14 protein-coding genes are annotated in these 16,866 nt (G+C 41.0%); 8 read left to right on the top strand and 6 right to left on the bottom strand.

Annotated features, from left to right (window positions below; translation table 11 throughout):
- The first annotated feature begins 21 nt into the window (after window positions 1-21).
- From metE to JSQ81_RS10105, 3 genes are all read left to right on the top strand, one after another.
- A complete protein-coding gene (gene metE / locus JSQ81_RS10115; RefSeq protein WP_212607474.1) occupies window positions 22-2,313 on the top strand; it encodes a 5-methyltetrahydropteroyltriglutamate--homocysteine S-methyltransferase in 2,292 nt (763 codons plus the stop codon).
- A 316-nt stretch (window positions 2,314-2,629) separates the two neighbouring features.
- Window positions 2,630-4,570: a GTP-binding protein gene (locus JSQ81_RS10110; protein WP_212607621.1), complete on the top strand. Its 1,941-nt coding sequence runs from the start codon at window positions 2,630-2,632 to the stop codon at window positions 4,568-4,570.
- 47 nt (window positions 4,571-4,617) lie between these two features.
- Window positions 4,618-4,875: a SunI/YnzG family protein gene (locus JSQ81_RS10105; RefSeq protein ID WP_212607473.1), complete on the top strand. Its 258-nt coding sequence runs from the start codon at window positions 4,618-4,620 to the stop codon at window positions 4,873-4,875.
- A gap of 63 nt (window positions 4,876-4,938) precedes the next feature.
- Here JSQ81_RS10105 and JSQ81_RS10100 read toward each other — a convergent pair whose 3' ends face one another.
- Complete coding sequence (locus JSQ81_RS10100) at window positions 4,939-5,550, bottom strand: class I SAM-dependent methyltransferase (protein WP_212607472.1); 612 nt, start codon at window positions 5,548-5,550, stop codon at window positions 4,939-4,941.
- 258 nt (window positions 5,551-5,808) lie between these two features.
- Window positions 5,809-6,135 carry a nucleoside triphosphate pyrophosphohydrolase gene (locus JSQ81_RS10095; protein WP_212607471.1) on the bottom strand — a complete coding sequence of 109 codons (327 nt, stop codon included), beginning with the start codon at window positions 6,133-6,135 and terminating at the stop codon, window positions 5,809-5,811.
- Between the two features lie 247 nt (window positions 6,136-6,382).
- On the opposite strand from JSQ81_RS10095, the gene JSQ81_RS10090 reads away from it, so the two are divergent.
- Genes JSQ81_RS10090 through JSQ81_RS10080 form a run of 3 tightly spaced genes read left to right on the top strand, consistent with a single transcriptional unit; the run spans window position 6,383 to window position 10,323 of the window.
- Window positions 6,383-7,354, top strand: a complete 972-nt coding sequence (locus tag JSQ81_RS10090; RefSeq protein WP_212607470.1) for a glycosyltransferase family 2 protein — start codon at window positions 6,383-6,385, stop codon at window positions 7,352-7,354.
- On the top strand, window positions 7,344-7,724 hold the full coding sequence (locus JSQ81_RS10085; RefSeq protein ID WP_212607469.1) for a GtrA family protein: 381 nt from the start codon (window positions 7,344-7,346) through the stop codon (window positions 7,722-7,724). Before JSQ81_RS10090 ends, JSQ81_RS10085 begins: the two co-directional genes overlap by 11 nt.
- On the top strand, window positions 7,708-10,323 hold the full coding sequence (locus tag JSQ81_RS10080; protein ID WP_212607468.1) for a YfhO family protein: 2,616 nt from the start codon (window positions 7,708-7,710) through the stop codon (window positions 10,321-10,323). The genes JSQ81_RS10085 and JSQ81_RS10080 overlap by 17 nt, the downstream gene beginning before the upstream one ends.
- 123 nt (window positions 10,324-10,446) lie before the next feature.
- Here JSQ81_RS10080 and JSQ81_RS10075 read toward each other — a convergent pair whose 3' ends face one another.
- The 3 genes from JSQ81_RS10075 to nfsA all read right to left on the bottom strand — a co-directional run bounded on the left by JSQ81_RS10075 (window position 10,447) and on the right by nfsA (window position 12,955).
- Complete coding sequence (locus JSQ81_RS10075) at window positions 10,447-10,983, bottom strand: GNAT family N-acetyltransferase (protein WP_212607467.1); 537 nt, start codon at window positions 10,981-10,983, stop codon at window positions 10,447-10,449.
- Window positions 10,980-12,143, bottom strand: coding sequence for a class I SAM-dependent methyltransferase (locus JSQ81_RS10070; protein WP_212607466.1), 1,164 nt, complete (start codon window positions 12,141-12,143; stop codon window positions 10,980-10,982). The genes JSQ81_RS10075 and JSQ81_RS10070 overlap by 4 nt, the downstream gene beginning before the upstream one ends.
- Before the next feature lie 80 nt (window positions 12,144-12,223).
- Window positions 12,224-12,955 carry an oxygen-insensitive NADPH nitroreductase gene (nfsA, locus tag JSQ81_RS10065; protein WP_212607465.1) on the bottom strand — a complete coding sequence of 244 codons (732 nt, stop codon included), beginning with the start codon at window positions 12,953-12,955 and terminating at the stop codon, window positions 12,224-12,226.
- 91 nt (window positions 12,956-13,046) lie between these two features.
- Between nfsA and JSQ81_RS10060 the strand changes: the two genes are divergently transcribed.
- Window positions 13,047-14,609 (top strand): FMN-binding glutamate synthase family protein, encoded by a 1,563-nt coding sequence (locus JSQ81_RS10060; RefSeq protein WP_212607464.1) that lies wholly within the window; start codon window positions 13,047-13,049, stop codon window positions 14,607-14,609.
- Window positions 14,610-14,782: 173 nt separating this feature from the next.
- Complete coding sequence (locus JSQ81_RS10055) at window positions 14,783-16,411, top strand: AMP-binding protein (protein WP_212607463.1); 1,629 nt, start codon at window positions 14,783-14,785, stop codon at window positions 16,409-16,411.
- A 41-nt stretch (window positions 16,412-16,452) separates the two neighbouring features.
- On the opposite strand, the gene JSQ81_RS10050 is transcribed toward JSQ81_RS10055, so the two are convergent.
- Entirely contained in the window at window positions 16,453-16,818 is a 366-nt protein-coding gene (locus tag JSQ81_RS10050) for a DUF2188 domain-containing protein (protein ID WP_212607462.1), read from the bottom strand.
- Between the last annotated feature and the right edge of the window lie 48 nt (window positions 16,819-16,866).

The raw sequence follows: 16,866 nt of genomic DNA, 5'->3' as shown, positions 1-16,866 counted from the left end.
ACATTATGAGGAGGAAATAACATGACAAAAACAATTAGTTCAAATATTGGGTACCCAAGAATCGGAGAAAAACGAGAGTGGAAGCGCGCGCTTGAGAAGTTTTGGAATGGCGATAGTTCAGAGGAAGAATTATTGGCGGAAACGACGAAACTTCGATTAAACGACTTGAAGAAACAACAGGACCTAGGCGTTGATTTGATACCGGTAGGTGATTTTTCCCTTTATGATCACGTTCTTGATACGTCATTTATGTTCGGCGTGATTCCTGAGCGTTACGGATATGAAGGCGGAAAGGTAGATTTATCAACTTATTTCGCGATTGCGCGTGGTGAAAAAGAGGCCGTTGCATCTGAGATGACTAAATGGTTTAACACGAACTATCATTATATCGTTCCAGAATTAAATCACGCGAAACCGACCGTGAAAGAAAATCGTCCACTTGCCTTTTATCAAGAAGCGAAAGAAAAACTCGGCATCGATGGCAAACCAGTCGTTTTAGGACCGGTCACTTATTTGAAGCTATCAAAAGGGTTCGATGAAAAAGATTTCCCTCAATTGCTGAAAACATTTACAGCGCTTTATATCGAAGTGTTGAAAGAGTTAGAAGAAGCAGGTGCGAGATGGGTTCAGATCGATGAACCGATTTTTGTGACTGAATTGTCGGCGGCAGATATCGAGTTAGCGCGACAAGCTTATGATGAAATCCATCAAGCAGTACCTAAGTTGAAAATCATCTTGCAAACGTATTTTGAAGCAGTGACGGATTATGAAAAAGTTGTTGAATTCCCAGTGGCAGCAATCGGACTTGATTTTGTACATGGCGATTCATTATCCCTAATCCAAAAACACGGCTTCCCGAAAGGCAAAGTGTTGGCGGCGGGCATTGTGGACGGTCGAAACGTTTGGCGAGCGGACTTATCCGAGAAATTTTCCCTGTTGGAAGAAATCCAAAAGTATGTCGATAGCGACCATATTATCGTTCAACCATCTTCCTCATTGCTCCATGTGCCGGTGACGAAAGCATCGGAAGAACAAATAGATCCAATCATTCTAGGCGGTATATCATTCGCGGATGAAAAGCTTCAAGAAATTGTGGCGTTGGCAAAAGGATTACGAGTCGGGAAAGCACAAATTCAAAAGGCACTGGATATAGCAAGCGCAGAACTTGAACTACTTAATAATTCACCTTATCGCACGAATAAACAAGTTAAAGAAAGTTTAGCGACGTTAACAGATGCGGACGTTCAGCGCACATCTACATTTGACATCCGTTTGGAAAAACAACGCCAACGCCTCAATTTACCATTACTGCCTACGACGACAATCGGAAGTTTGCCGCAAACGAGCGAAGTGAGACAGACGAGAACGAAATGGCGTAAAAAGGAAATTACAAACGAAACTTATGAGCAGTTTATCAAAGATAGCATTCAAAAATGGATTAAGATTCAAGAAGAAATCGATATTGACGTACTCGTTCACGGGGAGTTTGAGCGAACGGATATGGTTGAATATTTCGGTGAAAAGTTAAATGGGTTCGGCGTCACGCAGTTTGGTTGGGTACAGTCATACGGTTCTCGTTGCGTAAAGCCGCCGCTGATTTTCGGTGATGTTTCATTCGACAAACCGATGACATTAAAAGAAAGCGTGTATGCGCAGTCGTTAACTGAACGTCCAGTGAAAGGAATGCTGACAGGCCCGGTGACGATTTTGAATTGGTCATTCGTTCATGATGATGTCCCGCGTTTCACTGTGCTGAACCAGATTGCGCTTGCGCTTCGTGAAGAAATCGAAGTGTTGGAAGAGAACGGTATTAAAATCATTCAAGTCGATGAGCCGGCACTGCGCGAGGGTCTTCCTTTGGCCGCGGATAAGAAACAAACTTATTTAGATGCTGCTGTGTATGCATTTAAACTAGCCACTGCCTCTGTCGAAGATGACACGCAAATTCATACGCATATGTGCTATTCGGATTTCAATAAAATCTTCGACGCCATCGACGGACTCGATGCGGACGTTATTTCTATTGAAACGTCAAGAAGTCACGGTGAACTGGTGTCGACTTTCGAAGAAAATACGTACAAAAAAGAAATCGGTCTAGGCGTCTACGATATCCATAGCCCACGTATACCAAGCGAAGCGGAAATCGAACAAAATATTACGCGTGCATTAGCGACTATTTCACCAAAACAATTTTGGATCAACCCGGACTGCGGATTGAAAACGAGAAAAGAAGATGAAACGATCGGGGCATTGAAAGTAATGGTGAAGGCTGCGAAAAAAGTGAGAGAAACCGTGTTGGCAACAGTGAAATAAGTGGAAAAGAAAAACCGAGCCCATTCGCTCGGTTTTTGTGTGTTCGTAATTATTCTTATCAATGAGATGATATACTTATGGCAAGTGTATGAAACAAATAAAAGCGGATAGGTTTATGGGGGAATAATATGAGGAATTTTATGGGGTTACTTTTGATTTTACTCGCTTTGTCTTTTTCTCTATTTGAATTCTTAACTAGAGATTATTGGCCAACAAGAGTTTTTCCATTCGTATTTTTCGTATTTTTTATAATAGTATTTATTGTATTTATTAAAGACTCTCTGAAAAAAAGAAAAAAGTAGCAGGGGCGGATATGATGTACAAAACAATCGGAATTCTAGCGCATGTAGATGCCGGAAAAACAACTTTCTCCGAGCAGCTACTTTACCATACAAACAGCATTCAGCAAAGAGGTCGCGTTGATCACAAAGACGCATTTCTCGACAGCCATATCATCGAGCGAGACCGAGGCATAACTGTGTTTGCCGATCAAGCTCAATTTACATACAACAATTCTACTTACACAATCATCGATACACCGGGACACGTAGACTTTTCGCCGGAAATGGAACGCGCGATACAAGTGATGGATTACTCGGTCGTTATTATTAGCGCGGCAGACGGCGTCGAAGGGCATACCGAAACGGTGTGGCAATTGCTTAAAAAACACCAAGTACCAACCTTTTTCTTTCTGAATAAAACCGATCGAGAAGGAACGAATGTTGCCGATGTCATCAAAGAGATTCGAGAAAACTTAACGGAAGATGTCTATGACTTCACGAATAGTTTTACTCAAAGTGTAATGGAAGAAGATTTAATTGAATTCATTGCAGAACGCGATGAAGACTTATTTGAACACTATATGGAAAAAGGGTACGAAAAGGATCTGTGGCTGGAAAAGGCACGAGAAATGATTCAACATCATCAAATCTTTGCGTGTTCAGCAGGATCGGCATTACATGATAAAGGTGTGGCAGAGTTCCTTGATTTGCTAGACCAATTAACAAAAACATCATACTGTAACGACAGCGATTTCGCGGCACGCGTGTACAAAATTAGGCATGACGAGAATGGAAACCGAATCACCTATCTAAAATCAATCAGCGGTTTACTAACTGTGCGGGATGATGTGGAAGTTGGAGACCAGACGGAAAAAATTACGCAAATTAGACTTTATAATAGTCGTCATTTCGAATCGGTCAATCAAGTGAATGCCGGACAATTATTCGCTGTGGCAGGTTTGAAAAATGCCAATGTAGGTGATGGGGTAGGGGGATTAAAGGAGAAGGCGAGTTTCGATTTAGTGCCTACACTGACATCCAAAGTTGTCTATGATTCATCTATCCATCCGAAGGAAATGTTGCATTGTTTCAAGCTTTTAGATGCTGAAGATCCTTCATTACGCGTGGTTTGGGATGAACATTTTAAAGAAATCCACGTTCATGTGATGGGCATCATCCAGCTTGAAGTGCTCGAACAAATTGTTAAAGAACGCTTTTCTTATACGATTTCTTTTAGCGACCCAGACATTCTTTACAAAGAAACAATCGAAACAACCGTCATTGGCTATGGCCACTTTGAGCCTTTGAGACATTACGCTGAAGTCCATCTTAAAATTGAGCCGGCCAACCGAAATAGCGGCATCGCATTCGACAACGTCTGTCATGCCAATGATTTGTCTATTGGCAATCAAAACCTGATTCACAGCCATTTATTTGAACGAAATCATCACGGGTTATTAACAGGCTCCACCTTAACAGACGTCAAAATCACATTGCTGACAGGAAGAGGCCATAACGAACATACTTCCGGCGGCGATTTTAGGGAAGCGACATTTCGCGCTTTACGACAAGGACTGGAACAAGCAGAAAACATTTTACTCGAACCCTATTATGACTTCAAAATAAAAGTAGATATCGATGTAATGGGTCGTGTCCTGACCGACATTCAAAAAGCGCACGGCACATTCAATTCACCAGAAACAGTCGGGGACAAAACAATCATAAAAGGACGCGTACCCGTCGCCACCTTTATGAATTACAGTCCTACTTTTGCATCCATCACCAATGGAAAAGGGATATTGTCATTGCAATTCGGCGGTTACGACCGTTGCCACAACCCTGAACAAGTAATCGATGAAATTGGATACGACAAAAATGCTGATCCAGAATACACGTCCTCATCAATCTTCTGCGCCAAGGGAAAAGGGTATTCAGTTCCGTGGCATGAAGCACAAGCTGCGATGCATTGTTTGTGAAATAAAATGCCCTTTCGATTTAATAGCCGAAGTGGAGGTATAATAATATGTTTGAACTTAATGTTGAAGAATTGAAGGATAAAATCGTTATCAAATGGCAACTTTCTAAAATAGCAATTCCTATTTCTGAAATTGTAGAAGTGACAGATGACGATACATATAGTGGTCGAGAAAAGAATGCTATTCGAATTGGGTTTCCTTATGGTACTGACGATAGAATAGTTATTAAAACTACGACTGAAACTTATATTTTGTTTACAAGTAGCGCTACCATTAAAAAGAAAATATATTCGATTGTAAATTGATGATAGTTTCTTGCAGGAACCGATAAATAAAAAACCGAGCCCATTTGCTCGGTTTTCCTATGTTTATTCAGCTTCATATCGATAAATCAAAAATCGCTTATGATCATCTTTTTCATATTTCTCAGGAACGCGAATTTCTTGTACAACTTTAAAAGGCGTGCTTCTTTCAAGAAAACGAATGTATTCGATCGTTGGATAATAAAGAATGATATCGACGGTGCGATTTTCTTCCTCAACAGAAAGCAATATATTATTTACAACTCTTCTGAAGTTCTCAATTGAAAACGGATTAAAGAAGTAAAAACGATTGTCTTCAGGCTTTACTTTATAATTTTCAGCCAATTTATTTTTAAAGCGGATAGATCCCTTTGCGCGTTTTACTCGCTGGCGGTAGTTTGCTTTATTTTTAAGTGCTTTCTGATGAAGTTCTTCACTCATCTCGACACCCTTCACCAAAGTCTGGAAGCGGCTGTGAATATAAAAGGGAACCCGCCCTTTTCCGCATCCAAAATCGACAACGACATCCGATTTCTTTAAATCATACTCGAAGAAAAGTTCATCCAATGCTGAATATGGCGTCGCTTCATAACGGTGATGGTGAGCCGATTTCTTTAACCCACTACGCATTCCCGTTGTTTTAATACGAAGCAAACGCTCATAATCTTGTACCTTCACTAACAATCCCTCAATTCATTTATTTTATTCCATAAGAAAAAGCCAGGTTAGTCATTTGACTAAACGGACTAGTGTTGACGAAAGTATTGATTATAGTAACGTGCTCCAAATCAACTAATCTAGTATACACCCTTTCTAGAGAATTAGCACTATGTTTCTGACTTCCCACGAATTACCTATTAAAAAACTGCCCACGAAAAATTATTCGTCGGCAGTTAAATATTTTCTTTCGAAAGGCGCATGTAGTCGTAGCATGGTTCAGTCATCTTCTACATCCACGAGAAAAATGCGTTCATCGAATCCGCCGCGTTTCCTTGCTTTATCGATACGGATTTTCTCAAGCTCTTCAATGGTGGTCCCAAAAGTGTTCGCGGCTGCATAAATCAATTCAAGGAGATCCGCAAGTTCCTCCACCGAATCTTCGTTTGACGTTGCTTCTTCATATTCAGCAAGTTCTTCGTGCATCTTTTTATTTATTTCCATCAAATAGTCATCTTCTTCAAGAATGCGAGTCGTAAAAACCTTTCCCGATATCTCGATGATTTCTGGAATGCGATCGCGTACAAGTTTGTTATAAACCGGCATATCCACAACTCCTTTATGAATAAACAGATATCTTCTTATAATAATAGCACGACTTTCTATAATTGGTAGAATTATCGTGCAATAGAATTCAAAATAAAGATTCTATACTTTCTTTCCACTTTTTGGCTTATAATAACAATGACGCTATTTTTTTCATTTGAAACGAATTGCTAGAAACGAACGTCATATCTATAGAATTATAGATTGAGAAAAGTCCGTCACATACACAAAGAGAAGGTGTGCAATATTGGGCAATCAGCTAATCACATTTTTACTTCCAGCTTATAATGAAACGGAGAATATCCTGCCGATCTTTGATGCGATTTGCAATCAAATGCAAGGTAGCGATTATTCGTTTGAATTGTTGTTCATTGACGATGGAAGTCAGGACGAGACGTTATCTGCAATACGAAGTTTGGCCATCAATTATAAATTCGTCAAGTATGTTTCATTCTCGAGAAACTTTGGGAAAGAAGCTGCGATTTATGCTGGGCTTCAACATGCAAAAGGGGATGCGGTCATTTTAATGGATGTGGATTTACAGCATCCGCCTTCCTTAATTCATGAACTTATTGAAGGCTACAAGGAAGGCAATCATCAAGTCGTTGCCAAGCGGAACCGAGAAGGGGATTCTAAGTTACGTACATTTCTATCAACAACATTTTACCGATTTATGAATCAATCCGTAAACGTCAAATTAATCGATGGGGAAGGTGATTTTCGGCTACTCAGTCGGAAAGCTGTTGAAGCGCTATTACGGTTGAGCGAGGGGAATCGCTTCTCGAAAGGGCTTTATGAATGGATTGGCATGAGGAAAAAAACGATTTCTTATGAAAATGTGGCTCGTGAAAACGGAAAGTCTAAATGGTCAATTGGACAACTGTTGAATTACGGAATTGACGGGTTGGTTTCCTTTAATACGAAACCGCTTCGGCTATGTTTTTATGCCGGGGCTATAATTATGAGTCTTTCATTGCTTTATATTCTTTATAGCTTCATCTCAATCTTGCAATTCGGCATCGACGTTCCCGGGTATTTTACATTAATCTCGGCCATTCTTTTTTTGGGCGGTCTACAACTATTTTGTCTTGGGATTTTGGGCGAATATATCGGCCGTATTTATAATGAAACGAAAAAGCGCCCGCATTATTTGATTGACGATACAAATATTATGCGTAGTGAAGGCGAGCGGGAAAGAAGGATTTACCATGAGTCGTGAATTTATACGTTTTGTCCTTGTCGGTGTTGCCAATACAGCTGTTTACTACATAATCTATTATCTTTTCTTGCAAATCATAGGGATCCATTATTTATTCAGCCATGGGATTGCGGTTGGACTTAGTATGATTTTCTCTTATTTTTTGAATGTCTATTTTACCTATAATGTGAGACCGAGTTGGCAAACATTTTTCCTGTTTCCCGTGACTCAAGCGGTGAATATCATTGTGACCGCTATTTCGCTCTGGGTGCTTGTGGATATTGTTGGATTTTCAGCTTTATATGCACCATTTGCCGCGCTAGTATTGACCGTTCCAATTACTTTTTTTGTAACAGGGAGAGTTTTAAAACGAAATGAAAGAACAATTTGAGATAGATAACCCAACTAAACAGGCTAAACGCCAATGGCTCTGGATCATTTTAATCGCCTTAGCAGTGTCGATTACTAGCCATGCATTTTTTATTACCGAATTTTTCAAAGGGAATTTGATGACAGGGATGAATGATGGGTTATCGCAAATGATCCCTTTTAAGCAATTTATCTATAACGAGTATACGAGCGGAAATTTCTTTTACTCCGACTCTTTCGGATTTGGCGGCGGATTTTTCTCTCAACTGGGCTATTACTTCACGACGAATATCCTCTATTTACTAGTCGTTGTCGTGGTCTTTTCTATGGAATGGATCGGACTAATTCAACATCCAGATATACAATTTTGGACGGATGTTTTATTGCCAATCAGTATTTTTCGGTTAACATTAATTATTCTTCTTACAACGGCTTTTTTCCGCCAGCTTTCTTTTTCGATTCGGGCATCTAGCGTGGCGGCGATAGTGTACGGGACGGGCATCATATATTTCCGCCATGTCATGTATTGGGATTTCTTCAGTGACGGCATGTTATGGCTTGTTTTATTGTTGATGGGTGTCGAGAAGATTATTCGGCGTGAGTCACCCGTATTATTTATTGTTGCAGTTAGTTTCAATCTAATCACAAACTTTTATTTTTCCTATATAAACTTTTTGCTCGCTTTTATCTATATCGTCACGCGTTTATTTATAAACTTTAGTGCGAATGAAGAAAAATGGTGGAAACAAGGTGTGCAATTTAGTTTGTATGGCCTGTTGGGCTTTCTCGTGAGCGCCTTTGCTTTTATTCCAAGCGTTGTCGGCTATTTGAATAATTCGCGTCCTACTTTTGATGACGCCATTCCTTTACTCAGCTTCACGGAAAATATCATTTTGAATGCCCGCATTATTTATTTGCCAGCAATAGTGTTTATTGCACTTTTTTTCTTCACGCTATATAAGCATCCACGCTTTCGTTTTTTTGCGTTGCTAATCATGATTGGCATGCCAATGCATTTTAGTCCGATTATCGGAAGTGTTTTTAATGGGTTTTCCGCTCCGCAATACCGCTGGGAACATTTCTTATACCTATGTTTCGCGGGGATTATCGCATGCGTCTATGATCATGTGAAAGAATTTCAATTGCGCCATGTAATCTATGGTTCTTCAACTTTTATAGGTGTCGTCCTAGTTGTCGTCATTTACGATTGGAGTTCATTCCCAGACAGGTGGATTGAACTTACAATTCCATTGCTATCATTGTTGACGATTTTACTTTATGTGATGCTGATGAAATTGAATGCAACACGAGCCCGTCTTTCTTTTATGATTGCAACTGTTTTTATCGTCTTAAGTACAGCGAATTATTATCAGGCGACGATACTAACGACGGCTTCAAAAGTGACCAGCGAAGACTATATGAACTCGGAATTCTATAATTCTCCCGAGCAACAGCAGCTGATCACCAAGTTAACAGCTCAGTCGACGGATGCGCATAGCAGGATCGATTGGCTTGCGCCTACAAGAAATAATACGCCGATTGTGCAAGAATTCGATGGGATGAGTGTTTACTCGAGCATCCTGAACAAGCATTTGCTCCACTTTTATTACGAAGATTTACAAATAGACATGCCGTTTGAAAGCGTTAGCCGATACGCTTCTTTAGGCGTGCGAACAAATTTATATAGTTTGTTGAACGGCCAATTTTACATGCGCGACAAGGATGAAAAAGCTGTGCCCTATGGTTTTAATGAAGTCGAGAAGTCAGCGAATTATAGCGCCTATGAGAATAACTATCTTCTTCCTTCATTCCGAAAAACAAGTACGCTGTACAACAGTGCCTTAATGAAAGAGGAACCGATTTTGGCAAGAGAACATGCGATGCTCCAAGGAGCAATTGTCGAGGGTGATCATGAATTTACAGACCCCCCTCAAGTGCTGGAATTGACTGATTACGAATTAACCCCCTTTGACGCGAAATATGATGGCAAGCTGCTTGAAGTCGCTGAATCAGGAGGACTAACTTTTCAGTTCAATGAAAACGTAGGTGACGGCGATATTTATGTTTCTTTTTACATAGAAGGGATTAAACAGCCAGAGCGTTTTTTATTGGAAATAAACGAATATAATACGCTTAGAAAAGCATCAAAGTCGATTTACCGGACGGGTGTCAACCAATTAACGATCCGAATAAAAGCGGATGACTTCGTTAAATTAACACTACCGAAAGGGAACTATCATTTACGCGATATTCGATTCTACAAGGAAGATTATGAAATGCTGAAAAAAGTGAAGACATTCTATGATAATGAAGAACCTTTGCCTATTCAGTGGGAAAATGGAAATGTAACTGGATCCGTGGTTAGTGAACAACCAGGTGAAATCATTGTTACTCCGATTCCATTTGAACTCGGCTGGTCGCTACGTGTAGACGGTGATTCAGTACCATTAGAAAAAGTGAATTTCGCCTTCCTCGGAATTCCTTTGACTGAAGGCGTGAATGAAATCAAAATGAAGTATCGACCGCCTTACTTTGGTTTGACGTGGAAGATGAGCGTTTTCGGTTTGTTGTTGTTAGGTATTGTTACGGTTTGTCAATATAGAAAAAGAAAATATTCATAATCTAGTATAGCGGGTCGTCTTGGAGGCTCAAACGACCAAAGCGGACTGTGAAACGACTAAAGTCAATATAAAAAAAGCATCGGTTATAGTTCCGATGCTTTTTTAATGGGAAATTCTAAATTCTTATTCAAAAAATACACTAGGATATTCAACAACCCCCGAAACCCCACTGAGCGTATTTTCACTTAGTTCTATTGCCATAAATGCTTCATCCGGCACTTCAAAAGGCGCTGTTATCCCCCATAAGGATGCTTTCTTGAAGCCGAACTTCGGATAATATTCCGGGTGCCCCAGGACAACAACTGAGTTGTATCCGAGTACTTCCGCTTCTTTCAGCGCTTCGCTAATTAGAAGCCCGCCTATACTTTGATTTTGATATTCTGGTAGGACGGAAACAGGCGCAAGCGCAAGGGATTCTGCTTTATTAATTTTTATCTTAGATAAAAGAATGTGGCCTACAATCTTGTCACTGTCTATATCCGTTGCCACCAATGATAACTTTGGAATGAAACTATCGGATTTTCTGATTCGCGATACTAACTCATGTTCTTTTTTATCGCTGTGTTTTGCATCAGCAAATGCCAGCTTTACAACACGCTCGGTTAATTCATAATCTTCTACCTGCTCTTGCCGGATTTCCAAGTTCGTTATCCGTATCATGGCAAAAGCTCTTTCAGTTCATTCTCTAAGAAAGGCGCGGCGTTTAAAAGGTTTCGAAATTCCTTATAGGTATTGAATTCATCATCTGTCGCTTTACGCCCGGTTTGATACGCACGAATTAAAATGTTTTTCGGTGTATGCTCCATATCGATAAATTCGAGTAATTGCGCTTCATAGCCGACGAGCGATAACAGTTCCGCGCGGATTGAATCAGTTGCGATTGCTGAAAAACGCTCTTTAATTAGCCCATGCTTGAGCATAACGTCAAGCGTTGGAGATTTGATCTGATTGAAAAGCTCGTGTTGGCAACAAGGCACGCTTAAAATAACTTTTGCATCCCATTTAACGGCGCGAGCAAGTGCCATATCCGTCGCAACATCGCAAGCATGCAGCGTAACGACCATATCCACGGACGTTTCCTCATTATACTCATTAATGTCGCCGACAAGGAATTCAAGATCATCGTAGTTAAGGTCTTTTGCAATCAAACTACATTCCTCAATCACTTCTTTTTTCAAATCAAGCCCCGTGACTTTAATATCCAGTCCTTTTTCAATGCGTAAATAATGATAGAGCGCAAATGTTAAATATGATTTTCCTGAACCGAAATCGAGAATCCGGATGGTCCGATTCGTTGGTAAATGGGCGAGGCTGTCATCGATGAATTCGACAAATCGGTTAATTTGCCTGAATTTATCATAATGCTGATTCCGCACTTTGCCTTCAGGTGTTTGAACGCCAAGTCGTATTAAAAACGGATAGGGCGTATTTTCATCGAGCAAGTAGTTTTTCTTGCGATTATGCGATAAATCAACGACTTTCTCCGATGTCGATTTTTCGGATCTCCAAAGGACTTTAAACTTTTTTGAAATTTGGATTTGAACTTTCTCGTTAGAAAACTCCATATGCGCCTGGCGGAATCGCTCAAGTAGCTCTTTCAATTTATTATGCAAGTCGTTTAGCGGAATATTTTCATGATTTAAGATCCGTTCATATTGATATTCAAATTGGATGTGCAGTTCACCCTGCAACTCCACCGGTTTAAGCCGAACGCGCTTTAGCTCATCGGATTTCATGCGCGGCTGGCTAATCGTACCGCCAATAAACAATCCGCTTGATAGGCGTTCTGTAAGTGTATTTACTAATTCTTCAAATTGCATGGTCAGTCGCTCCTAATGAACATTGATGTAATCAGTATTCTACACTATTTATCGGGATTTTGATTGCCGGGCGCTCGACGTTAGTTAAACTCAAATCCACGCTTTTTAAGAAAATCTTTCATATGCGTACGTCGAGGTTCGCCCAAAAATGCCGACATAGAGTCTGACCATGCGGCGTCTTTTTGGTTGGAACCGCGGCTCATGTAATAATCATTCATCGTATTATCATAAGCTGGAATGATCGCGTCATATTTTTCCCCATCATAGCTGTTTTCATGAATGATCGCTTCGACCGGGAGTCTTGGTTTCACTTCATTTGCTTCATCTGGCACACCAATCGTCATCGCATACATCGGCGCGACGCCTTCCGGTAGATTTAGAAGTTCGCTAATTTCTTCAGGCGCATTACGCACGCCGCCGATATAACAAATTCCATAACCTTTCGATTCAGCCGCAATGGCAATGTTCTGTGCGAATAAAGCAACGTCCGTGGCACCGACAAGTAAGTGTTCGGCAAGGGAAAAGTCAATTTCCTTACCTAACATTCTTGCGCCTTGTTTTACGCGATAAAAATCCATGCATAGTACAAGAACAGCGCCAGCAGATAAAATTTGCTGCGGATTTTTTGACAAGCGCGCAAGTTCTTCTCGTGTTTCCTTTTCGGTCACATGAATTACAGAATAAGCTTGTACAAAGTTAGAACTAGCAGCATGTTGCCCGGCACGCACGATTTCATGAAGTTCATTCTTAGATAGTGTAACGTCTTTATATTTTCTTACTGAAGCATGACTGGTTAATAATTTAATGGTCAAAATTCTTCCCTCCCAATTAATCGATAATTCAAGAGTATCAAACATCATCCGGGGTAAACTACTAATAATGCTTGGGAAGGGCGTGTGGGAGATGAATTGGTTTGTTGAAGGGGTATCGATTACGACGATGATTGTCATCTCGATTCTTGTGATTGTCCCAATTGGAATTATGGTTTTTCTATACTTATTAGACCGTCGACAAAAGCAACATGCCATTTTAAGAAACTTTCCGATTTTGGGCCGAATGCGTTATATGCTGGAGAAAACCGGACCCGAGCTCCGGCAATACTTATTCAATGATGATAATGACGGGGAGCCGTTTAATCGTGAAGAATATTTGCATATGGTCCTTCCGGGAAAATATTTAAGCAGCGTCATCGGTTTTGGATCCAAACGCGATTTCGATGAGTCGGGTTATTTTATTCGAAACGCGATGTTTACGAAACAGAACGAGGAAATGCGCGTTGATAATGAAACACTTGTCGACACGATGCGTTATCTCGTTGATGAAGACGGGTTATTCGCAAGACGTGAGCATCGTGAAGAAGTTCCGGCGTTGCCGTGGTTGTTGCCAGAAGAAGATGCGGTAATAATCGGTCCGAACTGCGAACATCCTTTTCACGTTCGTAGTTTGCTAGGTCAATCAGGAATGAGCTACGGGGCACTAGGCGAAAATGCAATTACAGCCTTATCAAAAGGCATTGGCATGGCAAAAGGTGCTTGGATGAATACAGGCGAAGGCGGCTTGTCCAAATACCATTTAGCCGGAGGTGCCGACATTATCGCGCAGATTGGTTCGGGCCTTTTCGGATTTAGAACTGAAGACGGGGAATTCAGCTGGGAACGGTTACGTGAAAAAGCAGAGATTCCCGAAGTGAAAGCCTTTGAAATTAAATTAGCGCAAGGGGCGAAAATGCGCGGGGGACATGTCGAAGGGGAGAAAGTGACGGAGGAAATCGCGGCAATCCGAAACGTCGTCCCATTTACGACCATTAACAGTCCGAATCGTTTCCATCAATTCAGCGATTACCCGACACTTTTCGATTTTATTGATAAAATTCGCGATCACACGGGGAAACCTGTTGGGATTAAATTGGTCATCGGCGGAAAGCAAGATGCAGAAGAACTTGCTTCCTTTATGCACGAAACAGGACTAGGACCGGACTTCATTTCCTTAGATGGTGCTGAAGGCGGATCCGGTGCGACGTATCAAGATTTGGCTGACGGAGTCGGATTGCCGCTTCGTTCCGCACTTATTCTATTAGACGATGCGCTTCGGAAATTCGAAGTTCGTGATCGCGTGAAAATTATTGCATCAGGGAAAGTAACAACGCCTGACCGGGCCGCAATTGCTTTGGCAATGGGCGCCGACCTTGTTCAAATTGCACGCGGTTTCATGATTTCAGTTGGTTGCATCATGGCCGAACGTTGCCATACAAATACTTGTCCTGCAGGTGTCGCGACGACGGATCTGAAATTGCAAAAAGGACTTGTTGTTGAAGAGAAAAAGTTCCGTGTGACAAACTATATTTTAACGATGCGAGAAGGCTTATTTCGAATTGCGGCAGCAGCAGGCCTTGATTCTCCGACGAAGTTTGAAAGAGAACATGTCGTGTATAAAGATGAACGCGGAAGAGTGTTTCCTGTCGAATAATAGTAAACTTCCGTTTCTCCGCTAGTCGGTGAAACGGATTTTTTAGATATATATGTTCATTTATGTGAAAAAATATCATTTCAAGGAATATAAGCATTCAAAAGTCCCTTTAACCATTTTGAATTTTGTGATAAAATAGATTTACAAATAAAATTTAGAAATGGGGGATGGCTTTGACACTATTAGAAAAGACGGTAGGGGAAATCGTTAAAGAACAAGCAGAACGTCATCCGAATCAGGAAGCTTATGTATATCCTGAACATGGAATCCGTAAAACGTATAAAGAATTCGATGAAGAAACAGACTTACTCGCAAAGGCGTTTATTGGCATGGGCATTAAGAAGGGCGATAATGTAGCGATTTGGTCTGATAATAAGCGGGAGTGGTTATTAAGCCAATTTGCGACAGGCAAAATGGGGGCTGTTCTTGTCACGGTAAATACCAATTACCAAGCGGCGGAATTAGAATACTTGCTTAAACAATCTGAAGCCACAACGCTCATACTAGATGAAAGCTTTAAAGGGACGAGCTATATCGACATCATTCGTTCTATTTGTCCCGAACTTATACATAGTAAGCAAGGCGTTATTTCGAGTGAAAAGTTCCCGCACTTAAAGAAAGTGATTCTAATGTCAGAGCGCGGCGAAGAAGGAATGTACAATTGGTCAGAGTTCATGGCTCATGCTTATGGCGTTTCAGATGCTGTTTTAAACGAGCATTTGAAAGGACTTCATCCTGACGACGTCATTAATATCCAGTATACATCGGGTACGACTGGGTTTCCGAAAGGTGTCATGTTGACGCATAATAACGTCGTTAATAACGGGAAGCAAATTGGAGACATTATGAAATTGACTGAACAAGACCGAGTTTGTATTCCGGTTCCGTTTTTCCATTGCTTCGGGTGCGTTCTGGGAACGATGGCGGCGGTGACGCATGGATCTGCCATGATTATTATCGAACAATTTAATCCGGAAACAGTTTTACAAGCGGTTCAAGATGAAAAATGTACAGCGCTCCACGGCGTTCCAACCATGTTTATTGCCGAATTAAATCATCCGAATTTCAAAAAGTATGATACTTCCTCACTGCGCACGGGAATAATGGCTGGTTCAACATGCCCGATTGAAGTCATGCGCCGCGTGATCAATGACATGGGGGCAAGCGAAATCACCATTTGCTACGGTCAAACGGAAACATCACCTGTCTTTTTACAGACAAGAACTGATGACCCGATTGAAAAGAAAGTAGCAACGGTTGGGCAGCCGCATCCGAATGTTGAAGTGAAAATTGTCGATCCTGTTAGTGAGGCGGAAGTCAAAGTCGGTGAACCTGGTGAATTATGGACACGCGGATATCATGTCATGAAGGGTTATTATAATAACGAGGAAGCCACAAATGAGGTTATTAACGGGGAAGGTTGGTTGCGTACGGGGGATATTGCCATTGAAGACGCGGAAGGTTATTTCAGTATCACGGGAAGAATTCGGGATATGGTCATCCGCGGCGGTGAAAATATTTACCCGCGCGAAGTTGAAGAGTTCCTTTACACGCATCCGGCAATAGCGGATGTTCAAATTGTAGGCGTTCCGGATCCTAAATACGGCGAAGAATTGATGGCGTGGATCATCCCGAAAGAAGGGGTGGAAATCGATGAGGAATCTGTGAAGGAATTTTGCAAAGGGAAAATTTCATTCCATAAAATTCCGCGTTACATTGAATTTATCGATGAATATCCAATGACCGCTTCGGGTAAAATTATGAAGTTTAAACTACAGGAAATGTCCGAAGGGAAAATCTAATAAAATAAGCGTATTCCCTAGATAGGGATACGCTTATTTCATTAATCATATAAAGTTTCTTCATGCGAACCGTCTTCGTGATAAATGGTCAAAATGCCATTTTGTTCATTCACGTAAGGTTTCGCTTTCTCCAATAAATCAGTTTTGGTTTCATTCTTGAAAATCGCTTTTTCACCATCTGCTTTTTTGAAAATCCATTGATCTGATTTTGACATCACTTCATATTCAGGTCTATTGGCGTCATCACCGTGAACAAATTCGCGAGCTTTTGACATTGCGATTGGAATTGCGCGCTCATCTTCATAGCCTTCTTCCAAAAGTGCATTCGCAATTTCGATGGCCTTATTTCGAACTTCTGGTTCAAGGTTCTTGAACGACGCGGGATAATCATTCTTATTCCAGGGCATCGTGAATCGCCTCCTTGCAATCACGATACCCACCGGAAACGAAGTCAA

It is taken from the genome of Sporosarcina sp. Marseille-Q4063 (assembly GCF_018309085.1).
Lineage (GTDB): Bacteria > Bacillota > Bacilli > Bacillales_A > Planococcaceae > Sporosarcina.
The sequence above is the reverse complement of the archived record's forward strand: the minus strand, read 5'-3'. Positions and strand labels throughout refer to the sequence as shown.